19 protein-coding genes and 1 pseudogene are annotated in these 24,573 nt (G+C 33.7%); 17 read left to right on the forward strand and 3 right to left on the reverse strand.

Annotation, left to right across the window (positions count from 1 at the left end):
* The first annotated feature begins 56 nt into the window (after nucleotides 1–56).
* From H7350_RS16165 to rlmN, 12 genes and pseudogenes are all read left to right on the forward strand, one after another.
* Nucleotides 57–1,415 (forward strand): M48 family metalloprotease, encoded by a 1,359-nt coding sequence (locus tag H7350_RS16165; protein ID WP_204346963.1) that lies wholly within the window; start codon nucleotides 57–59, stop codon nucleotides 1,413–1,415.
* 19 nt (nucleotides 1,416–1,434) lie between these two features.
* Nucleotides 1,435–2,949, forward strand: a complete 1,515-nt coding sequence (locus tag H7350_RS16170; RefSeq protein ID WP_204346964.1) for a DUF6770 family protein — start codon at nucleotides 1,435–1,437, stop codon at nucleotides 2,947–2,949.
* A gap of 83 nt (nucleotides 2,950–3,032) precedes the next feature.
* Nucleotides 3,033–3,983 (forward strand): ribosome small subunit-dependent GTPase A, encoded by a 951-nt coding sequence (gene rsgA / locus H7350_RS16175; RefSeq protein WP_204346965.1) that lies wholly within the window; start codon nucleotides 3,033–3,035, stop codon nucleotides 3,981–3,983.
* A gap of 1 nt (nucleotide 3,984) precedes the next feature.
* Nucleotides 3,985–4,434 (forward strand): D-aminoacyl-tRNA deacylase, encoded by a 450-nt coding sequence (gene dtd, locus H7350_RS16180; RefSeq protein ID WP_204346966.1) that lies wholly within the window; start codon nucleotides 3,985–3,987, stop codon nucleotides 4,432–4,434.
* Nucleotides 4,435–4,436: 2 nt separating this feature from the next.
* Nucleotides 4,437–4,959 (forward strand): annotated as a pseudogene (locus H7350_RS16185) (metal-dependent hydrolase).
* Between the two features lie 91 nt (nucleotides 4,960–5,050).
* Complete coding sequence (locus H7350_RS16190; protein WP_204346967.1) at nucleotides 5,051–6,955, forward strand: DUF3857 domain-containing protein; 1,905 nt, start codon at nucleotides 5,051–5,053, stop codon at nucleotides 6,953–6,955.
* Nucleotides 6,956–6,957: 2 nt separating this feature from the next.
* Complete coding sequence (locus H7350_RS16195; RefSeq protein WP_204346968.1) at nucleotides 6,958–8,907, forward strand: DUF3857 domain-containing protein; 1,950 nt, start codon at nucleotides 6,958–6,960, stop codon at nucleotides 8,905–8,907.
* Between the two features lie 114 nt (nucleotides 8,908–9,021).
* The gene (locus H7350_RS16200; protein ID WP_204346969.1) at nucleotides 9,022–10,947 is read left to right on the forward strand and encodes a DUF3857 domain-containing protein; all 1,926 of its coding nucleotides are present in this window, start codon (nucleotides 9,022–9,024) and stop codon (nucleotides 10,945–10,947) included.
* A 1-nt stretch (nucleotide 10,948) separates the two neighbouring features.
* A complete protein-coding gene (locus H7350_RS16205; RefSeq protein WP_204346970.1) occupies nucleotides 10,949–11,275 on the forward strand; it encodes a nucleotide pyrophosphohydrolase in 327 nt (108 codons plus the stop codon).
* A gap of 27 nt (nucleotides 11,276–11,302) precedes the next feature.
* Nucleotides 11,303–12,529, forward strand: a complete 1,227-nt coding sequence (locus H7350_RS16210) for a 3-phosphoshikimate 1-carboxyvinyltransferase (protein ID WP_204346971.1) — start codon at nucleotides 11,303–11,305, stop codon at nucleotides 12,527–12,529.
* Between the two features lie 155 nt (nucleotides 12,530–12,684).
* Nucleotides 12,685–13,734 carry a tRNA preQ1(34) S-adenosylmethionine ribosyltransferase-isomerase QueA gene (gene queA / locus H7350_RS16215; RefSeq protein WP_204346972.1) on the forward strand — a complete coding sequence of 350 codons (1,050 nt, stop codon included), beginning with the start codon at nucleotides 12,685–12,687 and terminating at the stop codon, nucleotides 13,732–13,734.
* A gap of 227 nt (nucleotides 13,735–13,961) precedes the next feature.
* Nucleotides 13,962–15,002, forward strand: a complete 1,041-nt coding sequence (rlmN, locus tag H7350_RS16220; protein ID WP_204346973.1) for a dual-specificity RNA methyltransferase RlmN — start codon at nucleotides 13,962–13,964, stop codon at nucleotides 15,000–15,002.
* Between the two features lie 46 nt (nucleotides 15,003–15,048).
* Here the strand turns inward: rlmN and H7350_RS16225 are convergent, their stop codons facing one another.
* Nucleotides 15,049–16,713: a T9SS type A sorting domain-containing protein gene (locus H7350_RS16225; RefSeq protein ID WP_204346974.1), complete on the reverse strand. Its 1,665-nt coding sequence runs from the start codon at nucleotides 16,711–16,713 to the stop codon at nucleotides 15,049–15,051.
* 157 nt (nucleotides 16,714–16,870) lie between these two features.
* Between H7350_RS16225 and H7350_RS16230 the strand changes: the two genes are divergently transcribed.
* The 4 genes from H7350_RS16230 to H7350_RS16245 all read left to right on the forward strand — a co-directional run bounded on the left by H7350_RS16230 (nucleotide 16,871) and on the right by H7350_RS16245 (nucleotide 20,373).
* A complete protein-coding gene (locus tag H7350_RS16230; protein ID WP_204346975.1) occupies nucleotides 16,871–17,848 on the forward strand; it encodes a polyprenyl synthetase family protein in 978 nt (325 codons plus the stop codon).
* A gap of 73 nt (nucleotides 17,849–17,921) precedes the next feature.
* Entirely contained in the window at nucleotides 17,922–18,488 is a 567-nt protein-coding gene (locus H7350_RS16235) for an RNA polymerase sigma factor (RefSeq protein ID WP_204346976.1), read from the forward strand.
* Entirely contained in the window at nucleotides 18,475–19,269 is a 795-nt protein-coding gene (locus tag H7350_RS16240) for a hypothetical protein (protein ID WP_204346977.1), read from the forward strand. Before H7350_RS16235 ends, H7350_RS16240 begins: the two co-directional genes overlap by 14 nt.
* Before the next feature lie 27 nt (nucleotides 19,270–19,296).
* Nucleotides 19,297–20,373 (forward strand): hypothetical protein, encoded by a 1,077-nt coding sequence (locus tag H7350_RS16245; protein ID WP_204346978.1) that lies wholly within the window; start codon nucleotides 19,297–19,299, stop codon nucleotides 20,371–20,373.
* A 73-nt stretch (nucleotides 20,374–20,446) separates the two neighbouring features.
* On the opposite strand, the gene H7350_RS16250 is transcribed toward H7350_RS16245, so the two are convergent.
* On the reverse strand, nucleotides 20,447–21,736 hold the full coding sequence (locus H7350_RS16250; RefSeq protein WP_235989375.1) for an aryl-sulfate sulfotransferase: 1,290 nt from the start codon (nucleotides 21,734–21,736) through the stop codon (nucleotides 20,447–20,449).
* Nucleotides 21,737–21,907: 171 nt separating this feature from the next.
* On the opposite strand from H7350_RS16250, the gene dnaG reads away from it, so the two are divergent.
* Nucleotides 21,908–23,875, forward strand: coding sequence for a DNA primase (gene dnaG / locus H7350_RS16255; RefSeq protein ID WP_204346979.1), 1,968 nt, complete (start codon nucleotides 21,908–21,910; stop codon nucleotides 23,873–23,875).
* Here the strand turns inward: dnaG and H7350_RS16260 are convergent.
* Nucleotides 23,872–24,501: a response regulator gene (locus H7350_RS16260; RefSeq protein ID WP_204346980.1), complete on the reverse strand. Its 630-nt coding sequence runs from the start codon at nucleotides 24,499–24,501 to the stop codon at nucleotides 23,872–23,874. The two genes, dnaG and H7350_RS16260, sit on opposite strands and share 4 nt — an antisense overlap.
* Between the last annotated feature and the right edge of the window lie 72 nt (nucleotides 24,502–24,573).

Genomic DNA, 24,573 nt, shown 5'->3' on the forward strand with positions numbered 1-24,573 from the left:
TAAACTTTGATAGATAAATAAAAAGGTTATTTTTGATATTGAACTAAGTCCTATTTATGATTAAAAATTACCTGTTGTGTATTGTTTGTGTTTTGATTTCCGCTAAAATCTTTGCACAACAAGAAAGCACTTCTAACGCTTATCTTCCTGAAGATATTGAAGCTGTAGAGGACTATTTGGAACAAATCAATTCAGACTATATCAAAAGAATTAAAGGGGATTACGCTTCAAAAGTCAAAAAGATATTTAAGGATCGCGATGAAAAAGTTGTAAAATCTATTAAGGATAGTGCTTATATTTTTAGCTCCGAAATTGATGGCCCTTTTTATAAAATTCTAGAAAATGTCTATGCTGCGAACCCTGAAATAGATAAAACAAACTACCGGTTTTTTATAAATAATTCGTTTATCCCTAATGCAGCTTGCTATGGTGACGGAATGTTTGAGGTTAACCTAGGTTTGTTCAATACTTTTACCAGTGACGATGAAGTCGCATTTGTGATTTGTCATGAAATTGCTCATAAGTTATTAGACCATTCTCTGCATCACGTAACCAATGCTATTTCTAAAATTAATTCTAAAGAAACTAAAGAAAAAGTAAGGCACATTAAACGCCAAAAGTATGGGCAAACAAGAGCCGCTCTATCAGTTATTGATGAGTTAAATATTGATATTCTCGATCATTCCAAAGAAAAAGAAGCCGAAGCAGATTCACTTGGTTTTATATTGTATTCTAAAACCATCTACCATAAATCAAAAGCTATTAGTGCTCTGGAAAAATTAAAAGTTGAAGACGATATGCTGCTCAATCACCATGTGAAAGTCGATAGTGTTTTTGATTTTGAAAGCTATCCCTTTAAATCCTACTGGCTAAAAGAAACCATATCAATATTTGATACCGAAGAGAAAATAAACGAATTTGAATTAAGTTCAGATACACTTAAAACACATCCGGAAATAGAATTTAGAGTCAACAAGTTGAAGGATGATTTTGGAGTCGTTAATCTTGATGTTGCTGGAACAAAAGATCAAATGAAGTTTATAAAAGATGTCTCTCATCAAAAAGCTATACAGAGTACTATTGACCGTAAATTATTAGATTTTGCGATTTACCAATTGGTTGAGAAATTTCAAAATAATCGCATTACAGCTACCTACTATTACCATACAATGGCTGAGGTCATCAAACAAATATATGAAGCTAAAAGAAAGCATGAACTGGGGAAATATGTACCTCCAAAAAATAATTTTTCTGATGAAAAACACCTCAATGTCATACGTTTGTTTTTACATAACCTAGAACTTAAAGAAACAAAAAAAATGGGCTTGGCATTTTGTGAAACGCACAAGGAAAGTCTTAAAACCAGTGACAGTGGGATAGCAATACACGAATTTTTTAAATCTATTAATCAATAATCCTCAACAACAAATTAAAATGAAAAAACTACTAACAACAGCACTACTTTGTGCTATGTGTATTGGTGTCTATGCACAACAAAAATCACTTGATGAAATCACCTCTTTTAAAATAAAAAACTCAGGAACTTTTATAGATAAAAATAAAGACGTTGATGGTTATTATTTTTATTATGAAGTCGATAAGCTTAAAAAAGGAAAACGTGAATATGCGATTAAAATGTTAGATAATAATCTTAATGATATTGCTACCAAATCTTATATTGACGACAAAAATACCATCTTAGCCCAAAGTAAATTTAACAATCAGGCATTAATGTTTGCAATGGTAAATTTAAAAGAGCGTATGTATAAACTTGTAACTTTTGATAAGTCAGGAAATCAAGGAGAAGATATCAAAATTGAAGTCTCCAAAAAAGAACTACGCTGGTTAAGTATGATGATGAAAAGTGGTGACTTTAACTTATTGTTTCCTGTTGATGATAACGGGTTTTTATTCAACTACGTAAAAAATAATAAAAAGCTTGGGTATGGACTAAAATACGTGTCTACAAACGGTGGAGCGTCTTGGGATTTTAATTCTCCAGAAGATGCGAAGGAGTTGTTGTTCCTCAATCCATTAGAAGCTAACGATAAGGTCGTTGTAGCAATGGAAGGCTCAAAAAAATCAATGCTAAGTCAGACCATAGATATGAAGGTTGTGGTTATCGATATTAAAACGGGAAAGCGTCTGTTCGAAAAAGATTTTAGTAGAGAAGATAATCCAAGATTAATAACAAATGCATTTTTAACTAAAGATGATAATGTGGTCTTACTTGGTGAATATTTTGATAAGGGAGACAATATCGCTAAAGATGATAGTAAAGGTTTGTTTGCTCAAGTGGTCGATTTAACAGGAAGTGAGATATCAGATAATAAAGTAAGTTGGGAGCATAAAATCGATAAAATGATGCCAGCAGATTCTGATGGAAAGAAAAGAAAAAGTACTTACGTATATTTTCATGATATCATCAGAACTCAGACAGGTTCTTACTATTGTATTGGTGAAAAATATAGAAAAACGATTAGTGCTGGAGGAATGTTATTAGGAGGTAATGCAACACAGCTTACTATAACTGATGCTGTAATTTTTGAATTTAATAATAATTTTGAATTGCAAAATATCAAACAAATTGAAAAAGGAAAGTCTCGTGCTCCTAGTATTACTGATTTTGGAAGCCCACAACTCAATGCTCATGCTTTAGCGGCATATGGAGCTTTCGATTATGAGTTTACACAAATTGATCAGGATCGCGATCGTTTTTATTCTACGTTCATCGATTATGAACGATTAAAAGGTGAAAAAAACAAACTTGCTTTCAAAGCTGTAATGTATAGCGATGGTGAGCTTACCGAAGATAAAATATATCTTCAAGAGTCTAAAGGTAAAGTGAGTTTTAGAGTGTTGCCAGCTAAACTGGGTCACGTCATGATTTTAGAATACAACAGAAAAGAGAAAACATTAGATATTCATCTAGAAAAGCTAAACCTCTAAAATTATAGCAGTAAATTTTAAAGGCCGTCAACAGACGGTCTTTTTTATTGGTAAATGCTATAATAATTAGCATCTTTGCTATAATGACAGGACTCGTTTATAAATCTACAGGAAGTTGGTACACCGTAAAAACTAATCTAGGTGCAGCCTATCAATGCCGAATCAAAGGGAAATTCAGATTAAAAGGGATTAAAAGTACTAACCCAATCGCAGTAGGTGATGTTGTAGATTTTGAACTCGAAACCAACAACGACAATGTCACAGGAGTTATTCATACCATTCATGATCGTAAAAACTATATCGTTCGTAAATCGGTAAACCTGTCTAAGCAAACTCATATCATTGCCTCTAATATCGATCAGGTGTTTTTATTAATAACCATCGATAATCCACCTACATTTACAAGTTTTATTGATCGGTTTCTTGTAACTGCACAAGCCTATGCTGTAAAAACTATTTTATTGTTCAATAAGATAGATACCTACAGCGATGACACTCTAGCAGAAGTGAAATATTTAGCTCATATCTATCGAAAAATAGGTTATGAATGCATTGGTATATCTGCTGAAACTGGAAAAAACGTAGATAAGGTTAAGGCTTTAATGGTAGACAAAGTAAGTATGTTTGCAGGGCATTCAGGTGTTGGTAAATCTACATTAGTCAATGCCATTGAACCCAACTTAGATCTAAAAACAAAAGCCATTTCAACGCAACATAGTCAAGGTCAGCATACCACTACTTTTGCCGAAATGTTTGATTTGAGCTTTAATGCCAAAATTATTGATACTCCTGGGATAAAAGGCTTTGGAATTGTCGATATGGACAAGGAAGAAGTAGGAGATTATTTTCCTGAGTTTTTTGAACTGAAACAAGACTGTAAATTTAATAACTGTCTACATGTTGAAGAGCCAAAGTGTGCTGTAAAAGAGGCTTTAGATAAAGATGAAATTTCGTATTCGAGATATCGTAGCTATTTGCAAATATTAGATGGTGAAGAAGAACACTATCGAACTGATAATTGGGAAGAACAATAAAATGAAAGCAGTTATTCAACGTGTATCAAAAGCTTCAGTAACAATTGATAAACAGGAAGTGGCTCGTATTAATTCGGGTTTACTTATTCTTCTAGGAATTGTTAATGACGATTCTGAAGATGACATCAAATGGTTATCTAACAAAATAGTAAACCTTCGTATTTTTTCTGATGCTACTGGAGTCATGAATGAATCTTTACTTCAAATTCAGGGAGATGTTATTGTCGTAAGTCAGTTTACACTTCATGCCAATACAAAAAAAGGAAATCGTCCAAGCTACATTCAGGCAGCAAAACCAGATGTTGCTATTCCCTTATATGAAATGTTTGTAAATCAGATTCAAGCAGATTTAGGTAAAACCATTCAAACAGGTCAATTTGGAGCAGATATGAAAGTCGAATTGATTAATGATGGTCCTGTAACTATTATTATAGATACTAAAAACAAATAGCCATGGCATCGATTTTCGGACATGGTTTAGTGGCTTATACCACAGCTAAAGTTATCGATTCGAATACCAGTAAATTAGTGGTGTTTTTAGCAATAGGCTCAGCAATTTTGCCAGACATAGACGTGCTTGGGTTTAGATTTGGTATTGATTATATGCATCCATTTGGACATAGAGGCTTTACACATTCAATTGTATTTGCACTCGTTTGGAGTGGTTTATTGTCAATGATTTTCGGAAAAAAAAAGAAAATTAGTAGTTATGACAATCTTGTTTCTGTCTACATTGTCTCACGGACTTTTAGATGCCATAACTACAGGAGGGAAAGGCGTGGGATTCTTTATTCCCTTTGATAATTCCAGATTCTTCTTCCCATTAAGAGTTATAAAAGTATCACCCATTGGAATCGAAAAATTCTTTTCAGAATGGGGAGTTAATGTCATTGTTAGTGAGCTTAAATATATCGCTGTTCCTTGTGGTATTATACTAACTGTGTTACTGTTGTTGAAAAAGAGTAAAACTGACTAACAATAAGGACTGCTGCTTTTTACGATTTTTTACACCGTTGATTCTTAGAAAAAAATTTATATTTGACTCATACCTAACAAAAACTGCTGAAATGCCCTTACGATTATTACTGACATTAGTTTTGATGTCATTTTCTACAATTGCAATAGCTCAAGATGATGCGCTTCTCGATGCTTCAACGATACCTTTAGATTTAAAAATTAAAGCAAATGCAGTCATTCGATATGATCAGGTTACGATTGAAGTTAAGTCTTATGATAAATTCATTTATAAACAAACACAAATAGTTACGGTTTTAAATGCTCAAGGGGATTCGAAACCTGGTACTTATGTGCATTATAATAAAAATATTGATGTCAATTCTTTAGAAGCAAGAGTGTATGATTCAAGAGGTGAAGAAATAAAGAAAATACGGAAAAATGATTTTCTAGATGTCAGTGCAGTAAGTGGTGGGACACTTTATTCAGACAGTCGTGTAAAATATTTAGATTATACACCAATTAATTATCCGTATACCATACGTTTTGAAACTGAAGTTGTGTATCATTCTACAGCATTTTTACCTAGCTGGATGCCTATCGACGGATTTTACTGTAGCACAGAGTTTTCCGAGTATAAAATCATTAATGAGTCTGATGTTGCTATTAAAGTGAAATCATCAAATGTTGATAATTTTGATATCGAACAGCATAGCGATTATCATTTTTCAGCAAAGAATTTAAAATCACTTAAGCCAGAAGCATATAGTCCGTCGTTTCAAACCTTTGCTCCCAAAGTCAAAGTTGCATTAACTAAATTTCGTATGGAAGGTGTCGATGGGGCCAACAACACATGGGAAGACTTTGGAAAATGGGTTCATGATGAACTACTTGCCAAAACCGAAGTATTGCCAATTGAAGTGATTACTGAAGTTAAAGAACTAACTAAAGATGCTACTACTGATTATGATAAAGCAAAACTCGTTTACGAATACATGCAAAACAAAACCCGTTATATCAGTGTTCAGGTTGGTATTGGTGGCTGGAAACCCATGTTGGCAGGAGAAGTAGACCGTTTGGGATATGCAGATTGTAAAGGCTTATCTAATTATACAAAAGCACTACTTAAAGAAATAGGTGTAGAGTCTAATTACGCTATTATTTATGGAGACAGAGGTATTAGAAATATCGACAAAGAGTTTTCATCGGTTGAAGGAAATCATGCTGTATTATGTATTCCTAATGATGAAAAAGATATTTGGTTAGAATGTACAAGTCAAACCAATCCCTTTGGATTTACAGCAGGATTTACAGACGACAGAGACGCCTTACTTATTACTCCAGAAGGTGGAAAGATAGTACATACAACAGTGTATCCTACAGAAACTAATTTGCAAGACACTAAAGCGACCATTAACCTTACTAATGATGGTTCGATTTCTGCAGATGTGGTTATAAAAACCTATGGATATCAATATGCTCTTCATGAAGGTGTTCAAAACAAGCCATTACGTGATCAAAAACTTAATTTAAAAGAATACTGGGATTATATTAATGGATTATCTGTAGATGCGATTGTCTATGATAACGATAAAGATAATGTTGTGTTTACCGAAACAGCAAAAGTAACTTCAAGTAGTTATGCTACAAAAAGTGGGAAACGGTTTTTAGTTCAGCCCAATGCGTTTAATAGAGTTACTGGCATTCCTACACGATATAAAAATAGAACACTGGATTTTGAGATTGATCGCGGATTTACAGATACCGATGAGTTTATAATTAAAATTGATCCTACGCTTAAAATTGAAGCGATGCCAGATGATGTATCCATATCTAATGCTTATGGAAGCTATCAGTTTTCTCTTGAAAAAATTTCTGAAAACGAATTACTTTACAAACGAAAATATGTTCTTAATAAAGGCTATTACCCTAAAGAAGACTATAAAGCCTTTAGAGCGTTTATATCTCAAATAGTCAAACACGACAAAACTAAAATAGTACTGATTTCTAAAACCTAACCATGAAAACACAATTTACCGTATTACTGCTTTTAATTTCATTTTCCATACAAAGCCAGAATTATAAATTTGGAAAAGTATCCGAAGAGGAATTAGCTCAAACATTTGATTCTAATGACTCTACAATTGGAGCCATAATGTTGTATAGAAAACACCGTGTAGATTTTGAATATCGTGAAAACAATGGTGGTTTTATGCAAAAAGTAGAAGTGCATCAGCGTATTAAAATTTTAAATAAAGAGGGATTAAAATGGGCTACAAATAAGGTAAGACTCTATAATAGATCTAATGCCAGTAGTGAGCGATTTCAGAGTTTAAAAGGATACACGTTTAACTTGGTAGATGGTGATGTTACAAAAGATAAACTTAAAAATGATGGTGTTTTTGATGAAGAAGCTAATAAATACTGGAGGTATAAATCCTTCACAATGCCAAATGTAAAAGTGGGAAGCATTGTCGAATTTACCTATGAAATTTTATCACCATTTATACAAATTGATGAGATAGATATACAAACCTCAATTCCTACTAAAGTATTTGAACTAAAAGTGAGCACACCAGAATATTTTGTATATAATAAACTGCTTAACCCTAGAGCATCCTATATTCCAAAGCTAGATGTATCGTCGTCTAATGTGACCATACCATTTTCGTATTCTTTAGATGTAATATCAGCCGATCTTAAAGATGTTCCAGCACTTAAAGATGAACCTTTTGTAAATAATATTGATAATTATAAGTCCAAGCTTATAATGGAATTGAGTATGACTAGAATGCCAAGGTCTAATCTGGAATACTATTCGACGTCTTGGGATAAAGTAACAGAACGTATTTACCAAAATCCAGACTTCGGAGATCAATTAGATAAATCATCCTATTATAAAGATGATGTAGATGCTATTTTGGCTGGAGTAACTGACCCTATCGAGAAATCATTTTTGATATTTAATTATGTGAAATCGAAAATTAACTGGAATGATTTTTACGGCTATACCAGCGAAAATGGAGCACGTAAAGCTTATAAGGATGGCGTAGGAAATGTAGCAGATATCAACTTGATGCTCATTTCAATGTTACGTTATGCTGGCTTAAGAGCAAACCCTGTATTGGTTAGTACTAAAAATAATGGGATTCCACTATTTCCAACACGACAAGGATTTGATTATGTGATTTGTATGATTGAAAACGAAGGGTTTAATGTCCTTTTAGATGCTACCGAAGATTATAGTACATACAACGTGTTGCCAACTCGTGTGCTAAATTGGCAAGGGCGAGTGATTCGTGAAAATGGAAGTTCGGCATGGATCAATCTATCGCCTTCATCGTTATCTACAGATGTAACATCGCTAAACGTAAAAATTAATCCAGACTTAACTATCGAAGGTAAAGTGCGTCAGCAAAAAACAGATTATGTAGCGATGAACTACAGAAACAGATATGCCAATTTGAGTACCGATGAGCATATCAAAAGTATAGAGCGTAACAATGGTGAGCTTGAAATAATGGATATTGAAATTGAAAACAATAAAGATTATACAAAACCTTTAAAATTGACCTATGACTATAATTTAGCTGATGGTATTGAGGAAATAGGAGAGAATTTATACTTCTCACCAATGTTGTTTTTTGCTTCTGAAGAAAATCCGTTTAAACAGGAAACAAGAAACTTCCCTATAGATTTAACCTATCCGTTTTCAGATAAATACATGATAAATATTATGATTCCAGAAGGATATGCTATAGAATCATTACCGCAAAGTGAAAAGATTCAATTTAATGATGCTGGTGATTTTACCTATTTGGCAAAACAAAATGGAAGCTTTTTACAGTTAACCGTATCGCTCAATATGAAAACATCAATTATCCTAGCGCAAGACTACGAAACATTTAAAGGGTTTTATTCCAAAGTGATTGAAAAGCAATCTGAAAAAATAGTCTTAAAAAAGATATGATAATAACTAAATTAGGTGTAAAATTTAACAGTAAAAGGTTGTATACTTATTTTGGTTTAAGAACTTTAAAAAGGCTACAGTCCTTAATGCTATTTCTATTTTAAAATTCAAGAAGTGAAAACCTGCCTTACATTATTGTTGATCTTTTTGTCATGCTCTATTTATAGTCAAGACTATAAATTTGGAAAAGTATCGAAAGAAGAGTTACTGCAATCAGCAGATTCTAATGACTCTGCTTTAGGTGCTGTTATGTTGTACAGAAAACATCATATTTCTAGTGAGATACGATCAGGTAAAGGTCGTTGTTTGATTATCGAAGTACAGCAACGTATTAAAATTCTTAGCAAAGATGGTTTAGATTGGGCCACACAACAAATTAGATTATATAAAAGATTTTCAGGGAGTAAAGAGAAGGTTCAATTTTTAAAGGGCTATACCTATAATATTGAAAACAATGAGTTGGTCAAAGACAAGCTTAAAAGTGATGGTGTTTTTGATGAAGTCGCTAATGAATACTGGAGGCTTAAATCCTTTACCATGCCTAATGTAAAAGTAGGTAGTATCATAGAATTTAATTATGAAATTATTTCGCCTTATATGCAAATTGATGATATTTATTTGCAATACCCAATTCCGATTAAAGTATTCGAATTAAAAATTATCACACCAGCATATTATCTTTACAATAAACTGCTGAATCCTAGAGCAGTTTATCAGCCTCAAATTGAATTTTCGGGGGCAAATGGTATTGACATAGTTTCGGCAAACCTAAAAGATGTACCAGCGCTTATAGATGAGCCTTTTGTATCTAATCTCAATAATTTTGCAGCTAAATTAATTATGGAATTAAGCATGACTAAGTTCCCTAATAGTAAACTGCAATACTTTTCTACTGGCTGGGATAAAGTTACACAAGGTATATATAAACACCCATATTTTGGAGAGCAGCTTAATAAATCTTCATATTTTAAAGAAGATGTTGATGCTATAATTTCAGGTGTAACAGATCCGAAACAAAAAGCTTCTTTGATTTTTGACTACGTTAAATCTAAAATAAAGTGGAATGATTATTATGGATATACCAGTGGGACTGGAGTTCGTAAGGCTTATAAGGATGGCGTAGGAAATGTTGGAGATATAAATCTGATGCTTGTTTCCATGCTTCGTTATGCTGGTTTAAGAGCGAATCCTGTTTTGGTAAGTACTAAAAATAATGGGATACCACTATTTCCGACACGACAAGGTTTTAATTATGTGATTTGTATGATTGAAAGTGAGGATTTTAATGTCCTTTTAGATGCTACTGAAGATTATAGTACATTCAACGTATTGCCAACGCGTGTGCTAAATTGGCAAGGGCGAGTGGTACGCGATAACGGAAGCTCCGCTTGGATTGATTTAACACCAAAAATGCAGTCAAAAGATATTACATCCTTGAATGTAAAAATTAATTCAGATCTCACCTTAGAAGGTAAAGTGCGTCAACAAAAAACAGATTATGTCGCAATGAGTTATAGAAATAGATATGCAAACCTAAACCGAGATGAATTAATCAAAAGTATAGAAAGTGACCATGGAGAATTAGAAGTTATTGGTGTTGAAATCGAAAACAATAAAGATTGTACAAAGCCATTCAAGTTAACTTATGATTATACATTAGAGGATGGTATTGAAGAAATTGGTGATTATTTATATTTTTCACCATTACTGTTCTTTGCTTCCGAAGATAATCCGTTTAAATTGGAAAAAAGAAAATTCCCTATAGATTTAACGTATCCATTTTTAGATAAGTATATGATTAATGTTAAGTTACCCGAAGGTTATAGTATTGAGACAATACCAGAAAATAAAATGATACAATTCAATGATGCTGGTGACTTTACGTATTTGATACAACAAAACGGGAGCTTTTTACAGTTAACGGTATCGCTTAATATGAAAACATCAATTATCTTAGCGCAAGACTATGAAACATTTAAAGAGTTTTATTCCAAAGTGATTGAAAAGCAATCTGAAAAAATAGTCTTAAAAAAGATATGATATGGATATTAAAAATGCACAACTAGAGGTCGATTCATGGATTAAAACTCATGGAGTGAGATATTTTAATGAGCTTACCAATATGGCCCAACTTACAGAAGAGGTAGGTGAAGTCGCTCGTATAATTGCAAGGCGCTATGGCGAACAAAGCGAAAAAGAAAGCGATAAAAATAAAGACCTGGGAGAAGAACTGGCTGATGTCGTTTTTGTAGTTTTGTGTTTGGCAAATCAAACAGGTATAGATTTACAAAGTGCTTTCGATAAAAAACTGGATAAAAAAACTAAACGGGACCACGATAGGCATCATAATAATGATAAATTAAAATAATCTAATCCCGCTTTATCAGGAATTTTTATGACATTACAACTTCACAAATCCTCAATACAAAAGCACTCAAAAATTACGATTACTGGTTCTAAGAGTGAATCAAATCGATTACTACTCTTGCAGGCCTTGTATCCCGAATTAGCGATTGATAATGTATCTAACTCAGATGATAGTATGGTCATGTCTAAGGCATTATCTTCGTCGTCAGTTGAAATCGATATTCATCACGCCGGAACTGCCATGCGATTTCTTACGGCCTATTTTGCCAGTCGAGATGGTCGCGATGTGTTACTTACAGGTTCAGACCGAATGAAAGAACGCCCTATTGAGATTTTAGTTGATGCTTTAAATCAATTAGGAGCACACATTACTTACGAGGAAACCCATGGTTGTCCACCTTTACGAATTAAAGGAAAAACACTGTCAAAGCATAAAGTGACCTTAAAAGCCAATGTAAGTAGTCAGTATATTTCAGCATTACTTCTTATCGCACCACGTTTAGAAAATGGTCTAGAATTAACCTTAGATGGAAAAATAACTTCCATTCCTTACATTAATATGACCCTCGATTTGTTAAATCAAATTGGTGTTGAAACGTCATTTAAAAATCAGGTCATTAGAGTCAATCCTAAAATAAACGGACTTAAAACTAAGCATTTAACGGTAGAATCCGATTGGTCTTCTGCATCTTACTTTTTTAGTATCGTAGCCTTAAGTCCGATTGGTACACAAATAGAACTATCGTCTTATAAACAAAATTCGTTGCAAGGCGATTCGGTATTGGTCGAAATATATAAAGCCTTTGGTGTGCAAACTAAGTTTGATACAAACTCTATTGTTCTCAAAAAAATAGAAGATGTTACCAGCGAGTCACTTGAATTTCAGCTTAATAATTCGCCAGATATTGCTCAAACTATTGCAGTTACTTGTTTGGGATTAGGTGTTAAGTGTCATCTAACAGGATTACATACCCTGAAAATAAAAGAAACCGATCGCCTGGTAGCTCTCCAAAACGAACTTCAAAAACTGGGAGCTAAAGTTGATATAACAAATGATACGTTAACATTATATGCAACATCTATCATAAACGATGATATTTCTATTTGCACATATAATGATCATAGAATGGCAATGGCCTTTGCGCCAATCGCTTTAAGAACGAGTCTAAATATTGAAGATCACATGGTGGTTTCTAAATCGTATCCTACCTTTTGGGATGATTTAAAAGCACTTGGTTTTAAATTTTCTAAATAAATACTGCGTTTTACTTGACAACGCCTATCTTGAGATTGTATATTTGCCACTTCAAAACTCATACAAGAAAATGAGCGATAGCAATTTGTAGGTATTAACCCAATTGCTTAAGCGGCAAATGTTGCCACATAAATTAAAATTCAAAAAAATAACAAATGAAATTATCACACTTCAATTTTGACCTTCCAGAAGAATTATTAGCCGAACATCCAGCAGACATCAGAGATGAATCAAGACTAATGGTTTTGGATAGAGCAAATCAAACTATCGAACACAAATTATTTAAAGACGTTATCGATTATTTTGAAGAAGATGATGTAATGATTTTAAATAATACCAAAGTATTTCCAGCACGTCTTTACGGAAATAAAGAAAAAACAGGTGCTAGAATAGAAGTGTTTTTATTAAGAGAACTTAATGAAGAACAACGCCTTTGGGATGTATTAGTTGATCCTGCTCGTAAAATTAGAATTGGAAACAAACTTTACTTTGGAGACGATGAAACCTTAGTGGCTGAAGTAATTGACAATACAACATCAAGAGGACGAACATTACGTTTCTTATACGATGGTTCTTATGGAGAGTTCCGTAGAAAATTAACCGAACTCGGTGAAACGCCACTTCCTAAATACATCAAAAGAGATGTAGAGCCTGAAGATGAAGAGCGTTACCAGACAATTTTTGCAAAAAATGAAGGTGCTGTAGCAGCGCCAACAGCAGGTTTACACTTTTCAAGACACTTACTTAAGCGTTTAGAAATTAAAGGAGTTCAATTGCCAGAAGTGACCTTACATGTTGGCTTAGGAACTTTCAACCCTGTCGAAGTTGAAGATTTATCAAAGCATAAAATGGATAGCGAAGAAATCTTTATTAATGAGCCTGCCGTGAATATTATCAATAAAGGTATCGCTAATAAAAAACGTGTGTGCGCAGTTGGTACAACTGCTATGCGTGCTATCGAAAGTTCGGTGTCCTCAAGTGGTACATTAAACGAATTTTCGGGATGGACTAATAAATTTATTTTTCCACCTTACGAGTTCAGTATTGCTAATAGTATGATCACAAATTTCCATACGCCAAAATCAACATTGTTGATGATGGTCTCTGCTTTTGCTGGTCACGATTTCATGAAAAAAGCTTACGAAGAAGCCGTTAAAGAAAAATACCGCTTCTACACGTATGGTGATGCGATGTTAATTATCTAATGCGATACAAGAAAAATACGAAAGCCTTATTGTTTAAATAGGGCTTTTTTTATTTTGGGCATTACCCTAAAGGGTCGTGCTTTCCACTATATCTTTTGCACATTAAAAATGCACAAAAGGATGCCGTTGCAATCACTAATGCAACAAGGTCTGTTGTAAAATAATATAGCGAATATGATATTTCGCTAATCCTTTCATTACTTTTGCAAAAGGAATGTAATACACCAATGGAAATTAAAAAGAAGGACATACGAGCACTCAGCAAGGAACAGTTAAGAGACTTTTTTGTGAATGAAGGCGATAAAGCATTCCGAGGTAATCAGGTCTACGAATGGTTATGGAGTAAAGGTGCGCATGATTTTGAGGATATGACCAATATTTCAAAAGAGACGCGACAAAAACTTCAAGATCATTTTGTAATCAATCATATCAAAGTCGATCAAATGCAAAAGAGTGCCGATGGCACGATTAAAAATGCAGTGCGTTTACATGACGGACTCATAGTAGAGTCGGTTTTAATTCCTGCAAAAAATAGAACCACAGCGTGTGTGTCAAGTCAGGTTGGTTGCAGTTTAGATTGCCGATTTTGTGCCACTGCACGATTAAAGCGCATGCGAAATCTCAATCCAGACGAAATTTATGATCAGGTCGTCGCTATTGATAAAGAAAGTAGATTGTATCATGACCGACCGCTTAGCAATATTGTATTTATGGGTATGGGTGAACCACTTATGAATTATAATAATGTGCTTAAAGCCATCGATAAAATTACAGCGCCTGATGGTTTGGCCATGTCACCAAAACGTATCGTTGTATCAACGTCAGGTGTACCAAAGATGATCAAGAAAATGGCAGATGATGAGGTGAAATTTAAACTTGCAGTATCTCTGCATTCTGCAATAGATGAGATTCGAACGTCGATTATGCCTTTTAATGCCACTTTTCCGTTAAAAGATTTAAGAGAAGCTTTAGAATATTGGTACGCTAAAACAAAAAATAGAATCACTTATGAGTACGTCGTTTGGGATGGTATTAACGATACCAAAAAGGATGTGGAAGCGCTTATTCAGTTTTGCAAATTTGCGCCTAGTAAGGTGAATTTAATTGAATATAACCCTATCGATGACGGCGAATTTCAACAGGCAAATTCAAAAGCAATTGATATGTATGTTAAAATGCTGGAAGCAGAAAATATTACAGTTACTGTACGCCGATCTAGAGGAAAAGATATAGATGCTGCTTGTGGGCAGCTCGCCAATAAGACATAAAAAAAGCGACCATTTGGTCGCTTTTTTTGTTAATGTATGTTGTGATTTACTGTTTTAAAACCTTGACGGTTTTGCTGTTACCGTTTATAGTAATCTTAGCAAGGTAAACACCATCGGTTAAGCTTGACATATTAACCGTTTCATTCGTTTGCGATAACTCACGTGTAATCACATTTTGACCAAGAATACTGTATAATTCTATACTGTCAAAAGGTAAATTAGACGATTCAAGTGTTAATTGCTCAGTAGTTTTGTTGTAAGCATATTTAAAGTTATCACTATCAAATTCGTCTACACTTAATGCAGCAGTAACTTCAATACTTAAAATAAAGAATACATCACTGTTTAATGCTGTAGTATTTGCATGTATACCAACATGGAAATCGCCATCTGCTATAGGTGTATAAGTTTCAGTACTTGTATACGCTTGTGTGATTAAATCATTACCCATAGTGTCTCCAAACACACCTGACTGTGTAATTCCTGAGTAAGAACCAATAACAGTTTGGTTAGTAGCTGTAGATGATGCTGCATCTGTGATCACTAAATCAAATGATTCATTTGCTACATTATTAAAATCAACACTATTATAAACTACAGTTATAGTATATTCAGTATTATTAACACCGCTAAACGCTGGTGTAAATAACCAGTCATCTTTAGCAACGTTAGCTGCTTGTGGGAATATATTAACAATTGTATCTTCAGTACCATCGCCATCTAAATCATTAACGGTATTAAATGTCCAAGCGAGCATGTCTGCATTAGAATCTTCATTTGTATAACAAGAGAAGTATAAGTTTTGATTAGACCAGTCTTCAGCATAAGGTATTCCAAGTGTAGAGCAGTCAAACGCTGTAGTAAACGCAATAGGTCCAACCCATTCGCTATCTCCAAAGCCACCATCACAGTTTGTTCTGATGTAGAAATCATATGTTGTGTCAGGAGAAAGTCCAGGGAATGTATATGCAGGAGTAGTTAAACCAGTAACCGATGTTCCTCCACCTTGAGTAAAGCCAGTTGCTCCCCATTCAATTTCCCAGTTAGGTGTTCCTGTATTTGTGTCTGTCCAAGTCACTTCAAAACTAGTTGTAGTAACTGCTCCAGCAGTAAAATCTGTTGGTACCAAACAAGAAGGACCTTCATCAACAACAACATTATCTACGGCCCATCCCCATGAGTAATCTCCTACCCATCTAAATCTAACTTGAGCATTAGTAGCAGCTGCTAGTTCTGTTGTAACATCGATTTCAACAAGCCCAAATGAAGAATCTGTTTGAGAGGCTCCTGTATACGAAGCAACTTCAATCCAACTCGTACCATCATAAACTTCTACATAACCAAAACCACCATATCCAGCAGTAAAAAAGTGGTTAAAAGATAATTGAACTGGTCCAGAAATAGTTGTAGCATCAAATACAGGGCTTTCTAAAGCTGTATTTTCTGCAGAGGTTCCACCACCATAACCATCACTGTCAAATACAGCATAATTATTAGTTAGTAATCCATCGTCATAATAGATTGAGTTTGGATCGTTGTAGCCAATAGCCTCTCCGGTATTTTCTATAATCCACACTTCTCCACTAAGGGATAATTCGTTGTTAGTCCATCCTGCAGGAATGGTTAGACCCGCGTCAAAGTCTTCACTCAGCACTTGGCCAAAAGAAAACGAAGCAGTTAATATTAAAAGTAATAAAGTAATTTTTTTCATAAAGTTCGGATTTTAAATTAATTGAAGATTAAATATACAAAAAAAACGTAAGGCAAAAAGTTAAAGCTTCCAGATTTAAGGATTTATTAATAGCAACCTAAAGTGTTAGAGACTTAATTAGTAATTTTGTAAAATATATGAGAAAAACTAAGTATCCTTGAAAGTTACCGAACAGATAAAACAACCTATTGCCTATGAGATGGAACTTTTTGAACAAAAGTTCAGACTCTCTATGTCTAGTAAGGTGGCTTTGTTAAATCGTATAACACATTATATTGTTAATCGTAAAGGAAAACAAATGCGACCAATGTTTGTGTTTCTGGTAGCCAAAATGATCGATAATGGTCAGGTGAGTGAACGCACTTACAGAGGAGCTTCTGTTATAGAATTAATTCATACCGCAACTTTAGTACACGATGATGTGGTTGATGATAGTAACCGAAGACGCGGTTTCTTTTCTATTAATGCCCTTTGGAAAAATAAAATTGCTGTACTAATTGGAGATTTTCTTTTGTCTAAAGGCTTGCTGCTTTCTATTGATAATAATGATTTTGATTTGCTTAAAATTATATCTGTTGCAGTTCGTGAAATGAGCGAAGGAGAATTACTCCAAATAGAAAAAGCAAGACAGCTGGATATTACCGAAGATATATATTATGATATCATAAGGCAAAAAACAGCAACCCTTATTGCGGCATGCTGTAGTTTAGGTGCCGCTTCAGTAAAGCCTAATTCAGATCACGTTGAAGTCATGCGTAAATTTGGTGAGCTTATAGGTATGGCATTTCAAATTAAAGATGATCTCTTCGATTATGGAGAGGAAGCCATTGGAAAGCCTACCGGAATTGATATTAAAGAACAAAAAATGACATTGCCTTTAATTCATGTGCTTAATTCGTGTTCTAAAAAAGAAAAGTCGTGGTTAATCAATTCAATTAAAAACCATAATAAAGATAAAAAAAGAGTCAAAGAGGTTATTAATTTCGTAAAAACCAATAACGGCTTGGATTACGCAATCGGAAAAATGAAAGCATATCAAAAAGAAGCCTTAGACTTATTAAATACGTACCCTGATTCTACATATAGGAGGTCATTAGAATTAATGGTAAATTACGTTATTGATAGAAAAAAATAATTTTTTTTATCTCCAGGCAACCATTAGTATATATATGGCGTCTTTATAAATAGAAGACCAAACGAAAGCTATTTTGAAAGTTATTCAACTACATCATAAGAATAATACGACGCTTATAAAAAAAGCAGCAAAAGGCAAGCGCGATGCTCAACATACATTGTTTGAGATTCATGCACCAAAAATGCTAAGTGTATGTCGTTATTATATCAAAGACATGCAAAATGCAGAGTCTGTGATGTTGAAAGGATTTTTTAAAGCATTTACACACCTTAAAAATTTTAAAAATGAAGGCTCTTTTGAAGGCTGGTTAAGGCGTATAATGGTAAGAGAATCAATATCATTTTTAAGACAAGTAAAAACAATAGAATTTTCGGTTGAAGATGAACTCATTCATCAAGAGCAGTATAATAATATCGATTCTCAAATGGAAGTTGCTCAAATTCAACAACTCATAGATGAGCTTCCTGAGGGATATAAACTGGTATTTGTCATGTACGCGATTGAAGGCTATAAACATCAGGAAATAGCAGAAGCTTTGAATATATCTTTAGGAACTTCAAAATCGCAATTATTTAAAGCACGACAAATGCTTCAGAAAAAAATTACGGACATAAATACCACAAGTTATGGCACCAGTTAAATTTGAAAATAAGATAAAAGATAAATTAGAAACACGTACAATACAGCCTTCTGATGCTGCTTGGGATACACTTTCTTCACAACTCAATACTGAAAGCAAAAAACAAAAGCGCAGCATGTACTTTTATTTTGGAATTGCAGCAAGTATCGTAGGAGTATTAGTAGTGACGACTTTATTTTTTAAATCATCGGAAGACCAAACAATAATACCTCAAGTTGTTGAAACACCAGTTAAAGTAAAACAACAAGAGCCAATGACTCATACTTCAGAAAACGATGTTGTGATAACGGCAGATTCAAAACAAATCGATATGGAGGTGAACCAAAGATATATGATACCTCAAAAAGAATCGTCAGCTCAGAATAAGCATGTGGCTAATGTTTCCGAAGATAAACACACAAATCAATCGATTACTACTATAAAAACACATAATACAGGAATTGTTGCCAATGTTCCCGTTGAAACTGTAAAAGAACCAGTATCTATAAATGAACTAACTTTTGAAGAAGCGAAAGCGATCGAAGTTGTTGAGCGTATTAAAAGCATTGAAGTAGAAAATGGAACAGTGACCGATGCCGAAATTGAAAATCTTCTAAAGCAAGCTGAAAAAGAAATTTTAAGACAACGTATATATAATGAGACAACCCGAACGGTTGATGCCGATGCCTTACTTCAAGACGTTGAAGATGACCTCGAACAATCGTTCAGAACTCGTGTATTTGAAACTTTAAAATCTAGTTACAAAACGGTTAAAACTGCAGTAGCCGAGCGTAATAATTAAATAATCATCAATTAAAAAACAAACATTATGAACACTATTACTAAGTATGTAGTGCTACTCACCTTATGCTTAATTGGTACTAATGTGAATGCACAAGACAATCAAATTAAGGATTCAATTCCTAGCGAACACAGTCATTATAAAATTGAGGCTCTGAAAAATTTAAAACAGACCATTCAAGATGAAGAGCGTGAATTTTTAAAGCAGGAAGTTGAGTTTATCAATCAACGTCTGGATAAGGGAGAAATTACCGAGTCTGAAGCAGATAAACTTAAAAAAGAAGCCGCTAAAAAACGCGCTTTAAATATTGAAAATCGAATAGCGATAATCGATAATAAAATTGAATTATTAAAACGTAATGAAGCCGAATATAATGATGGTCTGGAAGAATCGGTGAATTTTGGAATTAGCTTTGGAAAATTTACTGGAATAAGCATTAGTCCTAGAAACAAGCCTAAAAAATACGATAAACGTACAACAAGTGATCTCGTTTTTGCAATAGGATTTAATAATGCCATCGGAGACGATCAAAAAATAGGAGATAACTACACGTTTTTAACGTCTGGTTTTGTAGAATTAGGATGGGCATGGAAAACCAGAGTATTTAAGGAGTCTAATACAGTACGTTTAAAATATGGTTTTTCATTTCAATGGAATAAATTAACACCAAAAAATGACAAGTATTTTGTTCAAAACGGAAATACAACAACTTTAGAGGTATTTCCTAGCGAATTAAAAGAGTCGGAGTTTAGAATTACAAATCTCGTTGTGCCTATTCACTTTGAATTTGGGCCATCAAAAAAAATTGAGCGAAAAGATTATTTTAGATACAGTACTTCAGATCATTTTAAAGTGGGTATTGGAGGATATGCCGGTTTTAATATTGGAACACAGCAAAAACTCAGATTTGAAGAAGGTGGAGATCGTGTGAAACAAAAAATCAGACGCAACTACAATGCTTCTCCTTTTGTGTATGGCTTAAGTGGCTATGTAGGTTATGGCGGACTTGGATTATATGTTAAGTATGATTTAAGCCCGATGTTTAAAGATCAATCATTTGATCAACATAATTTATCTATGGGATTCAGGTTTGATTTAGATTAATTAAAATATATCAATAAAAAATCCGATGTCTCCACTAAGGCATCGGATTTTTTATTGTTTTAAATGAGACTATTTATTCTAAATTCAAATCTATGATTTCTTGGTCGTCGATGTCATAGGCATAACTACGCCAGAAATTTGTTCCATTGCCATTGTATTTCCATGCAATTTCTCCATCTGTTGTAACTTCCCAGAACCCATAATCGCCTTCGGTAATCAAGGTGTTTCCGTTTTTTAATCTAACTGCACCAGAAATTCTACCGTGAAATAAATCTGCATCTGTATAACTCCAAACAATACCAGGCTCATTATTTGTGTTTGGTGTAAGATTATAGTTTTCAGGCATACTGAGTTCGTAAACTACCGACTGGCCTGAATCTGCCCCGTTCATATACACTAGAACATTGCCTTCACCAGGCTCACCATCTTCAAGTAAATTAGGGAAGTGATTATTAAAAAATAAGCGAGTGCCTTCTGTATTTTTATATGCTGAAGGATTTCCAAACCTATAAAGTAAATTGCCACCTTTGTTATAATTACCACCTGAGTTAGTTGCTGCTTCTGCCGTTGTAGTACTATGGTCTATTACCCAGATTTCACTGTAATAATTGACACTTAAATAAATGATGTCTTTTTCGGCATCATAATCGATTCCATTGGCATGCATAATATCACCATTATCAATAACATCGTAGTTAATATCGATTAATTGCGGATTAGCACTCACATTTCCAAAGTGTAATGCGGTGTCATCCTGATCTTGTATGATATGATCAAAACTGTGCCATTCCCATACAATTTCATCTGTTAAGGGGTTAACTTCTACTAAGGCTTCAGGGTAAATTGGTCCCACAGTATTAACGCCATTGGCTTGTGCTTCATCAGCGTCTATTTTTTCCCAGACAATAAACAAAACATTTCCATTTGGTAAAAGTTCGACATCATGATGCGAAATATGGTTCTCGTCAGCATATTCAAATTCCCAGTCCACAGAACCATCACTGTTTATAATTCTAACAATACCACCATAACCACCAAACGAAAACGCAGGACTACTGGATTTAAAAATCCCTAATAACTTTCCGTCAGGTAATAATTCTAAATCATTTCCAAGACTGGTATCAAAGGACCATTCTTTAATCTTGTTACCAGCTTTATCGATTAGATAGGAGGCTGTTCCACCATTTTCAATGGCAAATGTATAACTGTCATCAATTAAATTGGCAACATATATTTCAATATTATCTGTAAGGATAACTTCTTCTTCCTCTTCTTCAAGTGTAGAAATATCATCATCATTGTTACAAGCAAAACAAATTAAACTAAGCACAAAGCATAGTCTTAGTAGCATTGGGTTTTTCATTTTCATTTTTTTTGAATCATAAATGTAAACAAAATAAGTTGACTTTGAAATTCTGTTTAATTATATCATTTACTATCTTTTATATGTTTATTAATTTAAAATAATACGATAAGTTTAATATCCTTAAATTTGTAGCGCTTTTAGCATCTTCAAATTAATTTATTAATCGTTTTGATATCAAAATCTACTATAGAACAAGTATTTGAAACCGCTCGTGTTGAGGAGGTTATTGGTGATTTTGTGCAATTAAAAAAAGCAGGAAGTAATTTTAAAGGATTAAGTCCGTTTAGTGATGAACGCTCTCCGAGTTTTATGGTGTCGCCTGTAAAACAGATATGGAAAGATTTTTCTAGTGGGAAAGGTGGTAATGCTGTGACATTTTTAATGGAACATGAGCATTTTACTTATCCTGAAGCTATAAAATATCTGGCAAAAAAGTACAATATTGAGATTGAAGAAACCGAACAAACTAATGAGCAAAAAGCTGAAGCTAATGAACGCGAAAGTTTGTATCTAGTCAATGAGTTTGCTAAAGATTACTTCGAGCGTATCATGTTTAAAACGGATCAAGGGCAGGCAATAGGTCTAAGTTATTTTAAAGAGCGTGGATTCACCAATGAGACGATAAAACAATTTAATTTAGGATATTCCTTAGATGAGTGGCAGGCGTTTACAGATGAAGCATTAAAACAGGGCTACCAGTTAGAATTTCTTGAAAAAACAGGGCTGACCATTGTTAAACCAGAAAAAAAGTTCGATCGATTTAAAGGTCGTGTCATGTTTCCGATTCATAGTATGAGCGGACGAATTTTAGGATTTGGAGGACGAATTTTAACCTCAGATAAAAAAGCAGCCAAATACTTAAACTCTCCCGAAAGTGAGGTCTATCATAAAAGCAAAATTCTCTACGGAATTTATCATGCGAAACAGTCTATTGCTAAGGAAGATAACTGCTATCTGGTTGAAGGATATACCGACGTAATTCAGTTTTTTCAAACCGGAATTAAAAATGTTGTCGCTTCCTCAGGTACAGCTTTAACTCCAGAGCAAATCCGACTTGTAAATAGGTTAACAAATAATATTACTGTGCTTTTTGATGGTGATGCAGCTGGTGTAAGAGCATCACTTCGAGGCATTGATTTGATTCTGGAGCAAGGCATGAATGTTAAGGTTTGTGGTTTCCCTGAAGGCGAAGATCCCGATAGTTTTGCTAAACAAAATACTCTTGAAGAATTAACGACTTATCTCAACGAAAACTCTAAAGATTTTATACAGTTTAAAGCCTCGTTATTAATTAAAGAGGCTAATAATGATCCTATAAAAAAAGCAGAAACGATTAGAGAAATAGTTAATAGTATTTCTAAAATTCCTGATCAAATTAAAAAGGAAGTGTATATTCAGGAGTGTTCTCGCATCATGGACATAAGCGAAGAGGTTCTGTTTTCAACACTTGCCCAGATTAATAAGAAAGATATAAAAGAAGCTTCTAAAACCTATAAAACACAACAAAAAGCCTTTGATGTTGTAAAGCCTGAGCCTAAAGCACCTAAAGTAGATTTGCAATACGAATTAGAGCGAAAAATTATAGAAATCTTATTGCTTTATGGGACAGAAACTGAAGACTTTGAAGACTTGGTTTTAAAAGAAACTGAAGATGGCGAATTACAATTAGAACCTGTGATACACAACGCTAAAGTATTTGAAAAAATATACCTCGATTTGCAAGAGGATGAAATGCAGTTTTCTAATCCAAATTTCAAAGCATTGTACTATACCATAATAGATACTTTACATCAGGAACCAGAATTTTCAACAAAAAATTTGGTTAATAAATTAGATCAGGATTTGGCTAATAATGTCACAACAATTTTAATGAATGATGAACGTTATAATTTGCATGATTGGGAACGAAATCATATCATTCCGAAAGAAAAGAAACATACAATCTCACAGTTAGTCACACAAACAATCTTAACTTTAAGATGCTATTTAATTGATAAAAAAGTAGCTGAATACCAGAGTGAAACACTTAAAGAAGAGGTAAACTCCAGAAGTATCCTTGAAGATGTGAAAGATTATTTAGGTTTAAAAATGCTCTTGTCACGAAAACTGGGAAAAGTTATCGGTGGAAAAGTTTAAGTTAAATCTAATTGTTTTCCTTGATTGACAAGGTCGATAAGATTGTTGACATTCAACTTTTTGAATAGTCTCGCTTTATATGTGCTAACCGTTTTTTCGTTTATATTAAGTTCGATTGCTATTTCTTTATTCTTTTTCCCAGAAGATAACAATTTTAAAACCTCGACTTCACGAGTGGACAAACGTTTATAAATTCTGCTTTTAGAATTTTTAGTGTCATTGTAGTTAAGATGCTTAGACATCTTATTGCTTAAATAAATATCACCATTGTGTGCCGCATTAATTGCTTTAATGATTACATCTATAGGTTCCGATTTCGAAACATAACCCGAAGCTCCTGCTTTGATCGTGCTAATCGCATAAATTTCTTCAGGATGATAGCTAAACATGATGATGTTAATGTGGCTATGCTCCTTTTTGATAGCTCTTAGTGCAGTGATTCCATTAAGTTCCGGAAGTTCAATTTCAGAAATAATAATATCTACGTCATGCCGTCTTACAAACTCGAAAATTTCCACTCCGCTGCCAACAGTTCCCACGACATTAATAGATTCGTGGTTTTCAAACAATAGTTGAAAGCCAGTAGTTACGATAGGATGATTGTCAACGACTAATACCTTAATCATAATACATTTTTAATTGGTTAGTTAGTATATAGAGTGCCAGAACTTACTTAATAAGTTCAAGAATGTGGAGAT

Source organism: Psychroserpens algicola (assembly GCF_014526325.1).
Classification (GTDB): Bacteria; Bacteroidota; Bacteroidia; order Flavobacteriales; family Flavobacteriaceae; genus Psychroserpens; species Psychroserpens algicola.

Bases quoted from the DNA above. Each gene is read 5' to 3' on its own strand.
- H7350_RS16240 (WP_204346977.1), top strand. From the start codon at position 18,475: ATGGCACCAGTTAAATTTGAAAATAAGATAAAAGATAAATTAGAAACA.
- H7350_RS16195 (WP_204346968.1), top strand. From the start codon at position 6,958: ATGAAAACACAATTTACCGTATTACTGCTTTTAATTTCATTTTCCATA.
- rsgA (WP_204346965.1), top strand. From the start codon at position 3,033: ATGACAGGACTCGTTTATAAATCTACAGGAAGTTGGTACACCGTAAAA.
- H7350_RS16210 (WP_204346971.1), top strand. From the start codon at position 11,303: ATGACATTACAACTTCACAAATCCTCAATACAAAAGCACTCAAAAATT.
- queA (WP_204346972.1), top strand. From the start codon at position 12,685: ATGAAATTATCACACTTCAATTTTGACCTTCCAGAAGAATTATTAGCC.
- H7350_RS16225 (WP_204346974.1), bottom strand. From the start codon at position 16,713: ATGAAAAAAATTACTTTATTACTTTTAATATTAACTGCTTCGTTTTCT.
- H7350_RS16205 (WP_204346970.1), top strand. From the start codon at position 10,949: ATGGATATTAAAAATGCACAACTAGAGGTCGATTCATGGATTAAAACT.
- H7350_RS16190 (WP_204346967.1), top strand. From the start codon at position 5,051: ATGCCCTTACGATTATTACTGACATTAGTTTTGATGTCATTTTCTACA.
- H7350_RS16170 (WP_204346964.1), top strand. From the start codon at position 1,435: ATGAAAAAACTACTAACAACAGCACTACTTTGTGCTATGTGTATTGGT.
- dtd (WP_204346966.1), top strand. From the start codon at position 3,985: ATGAAAGCAGTTATTCAACGTGTATCAAAAGCTTCAGTAACAATTGAT.
- H7350_RS16165 (WP_204346963.1), top strand. From the start codon at position 57: ATGATTAAAAATTACCTGTTGTGTATTGTTTGTGTTTTGATTTCCGCT.
- H7350_RS16250 (WP_235989375.1), bottom strand. From the start codon at position 21,736: ATGAAAAACCCAATGCTACTAAGACTATGCTTTGTGCTTAGTTTAATT.
- rlmN (WP_204346973.1), top strand. From the start codon at position 13,962: ATGGAAATTAAAAAGAAGGACATACGAGCACTCAGCAAGGAACAGTTA.
- H7350_RS16260 (WP_204346980.1), bottom strand. From the start codon at position 24,501: ATGATTAAGGTATTAGTCGTTGACAATCATCCTATCGTAACTACTGGC.
- H7350_RS16245 (WP_204346978.1), top strand. From the start codon at position 19,297: ATGAACACTATTACTAAGTATGTAGTGCTACTCACCTTATGCTTAATT.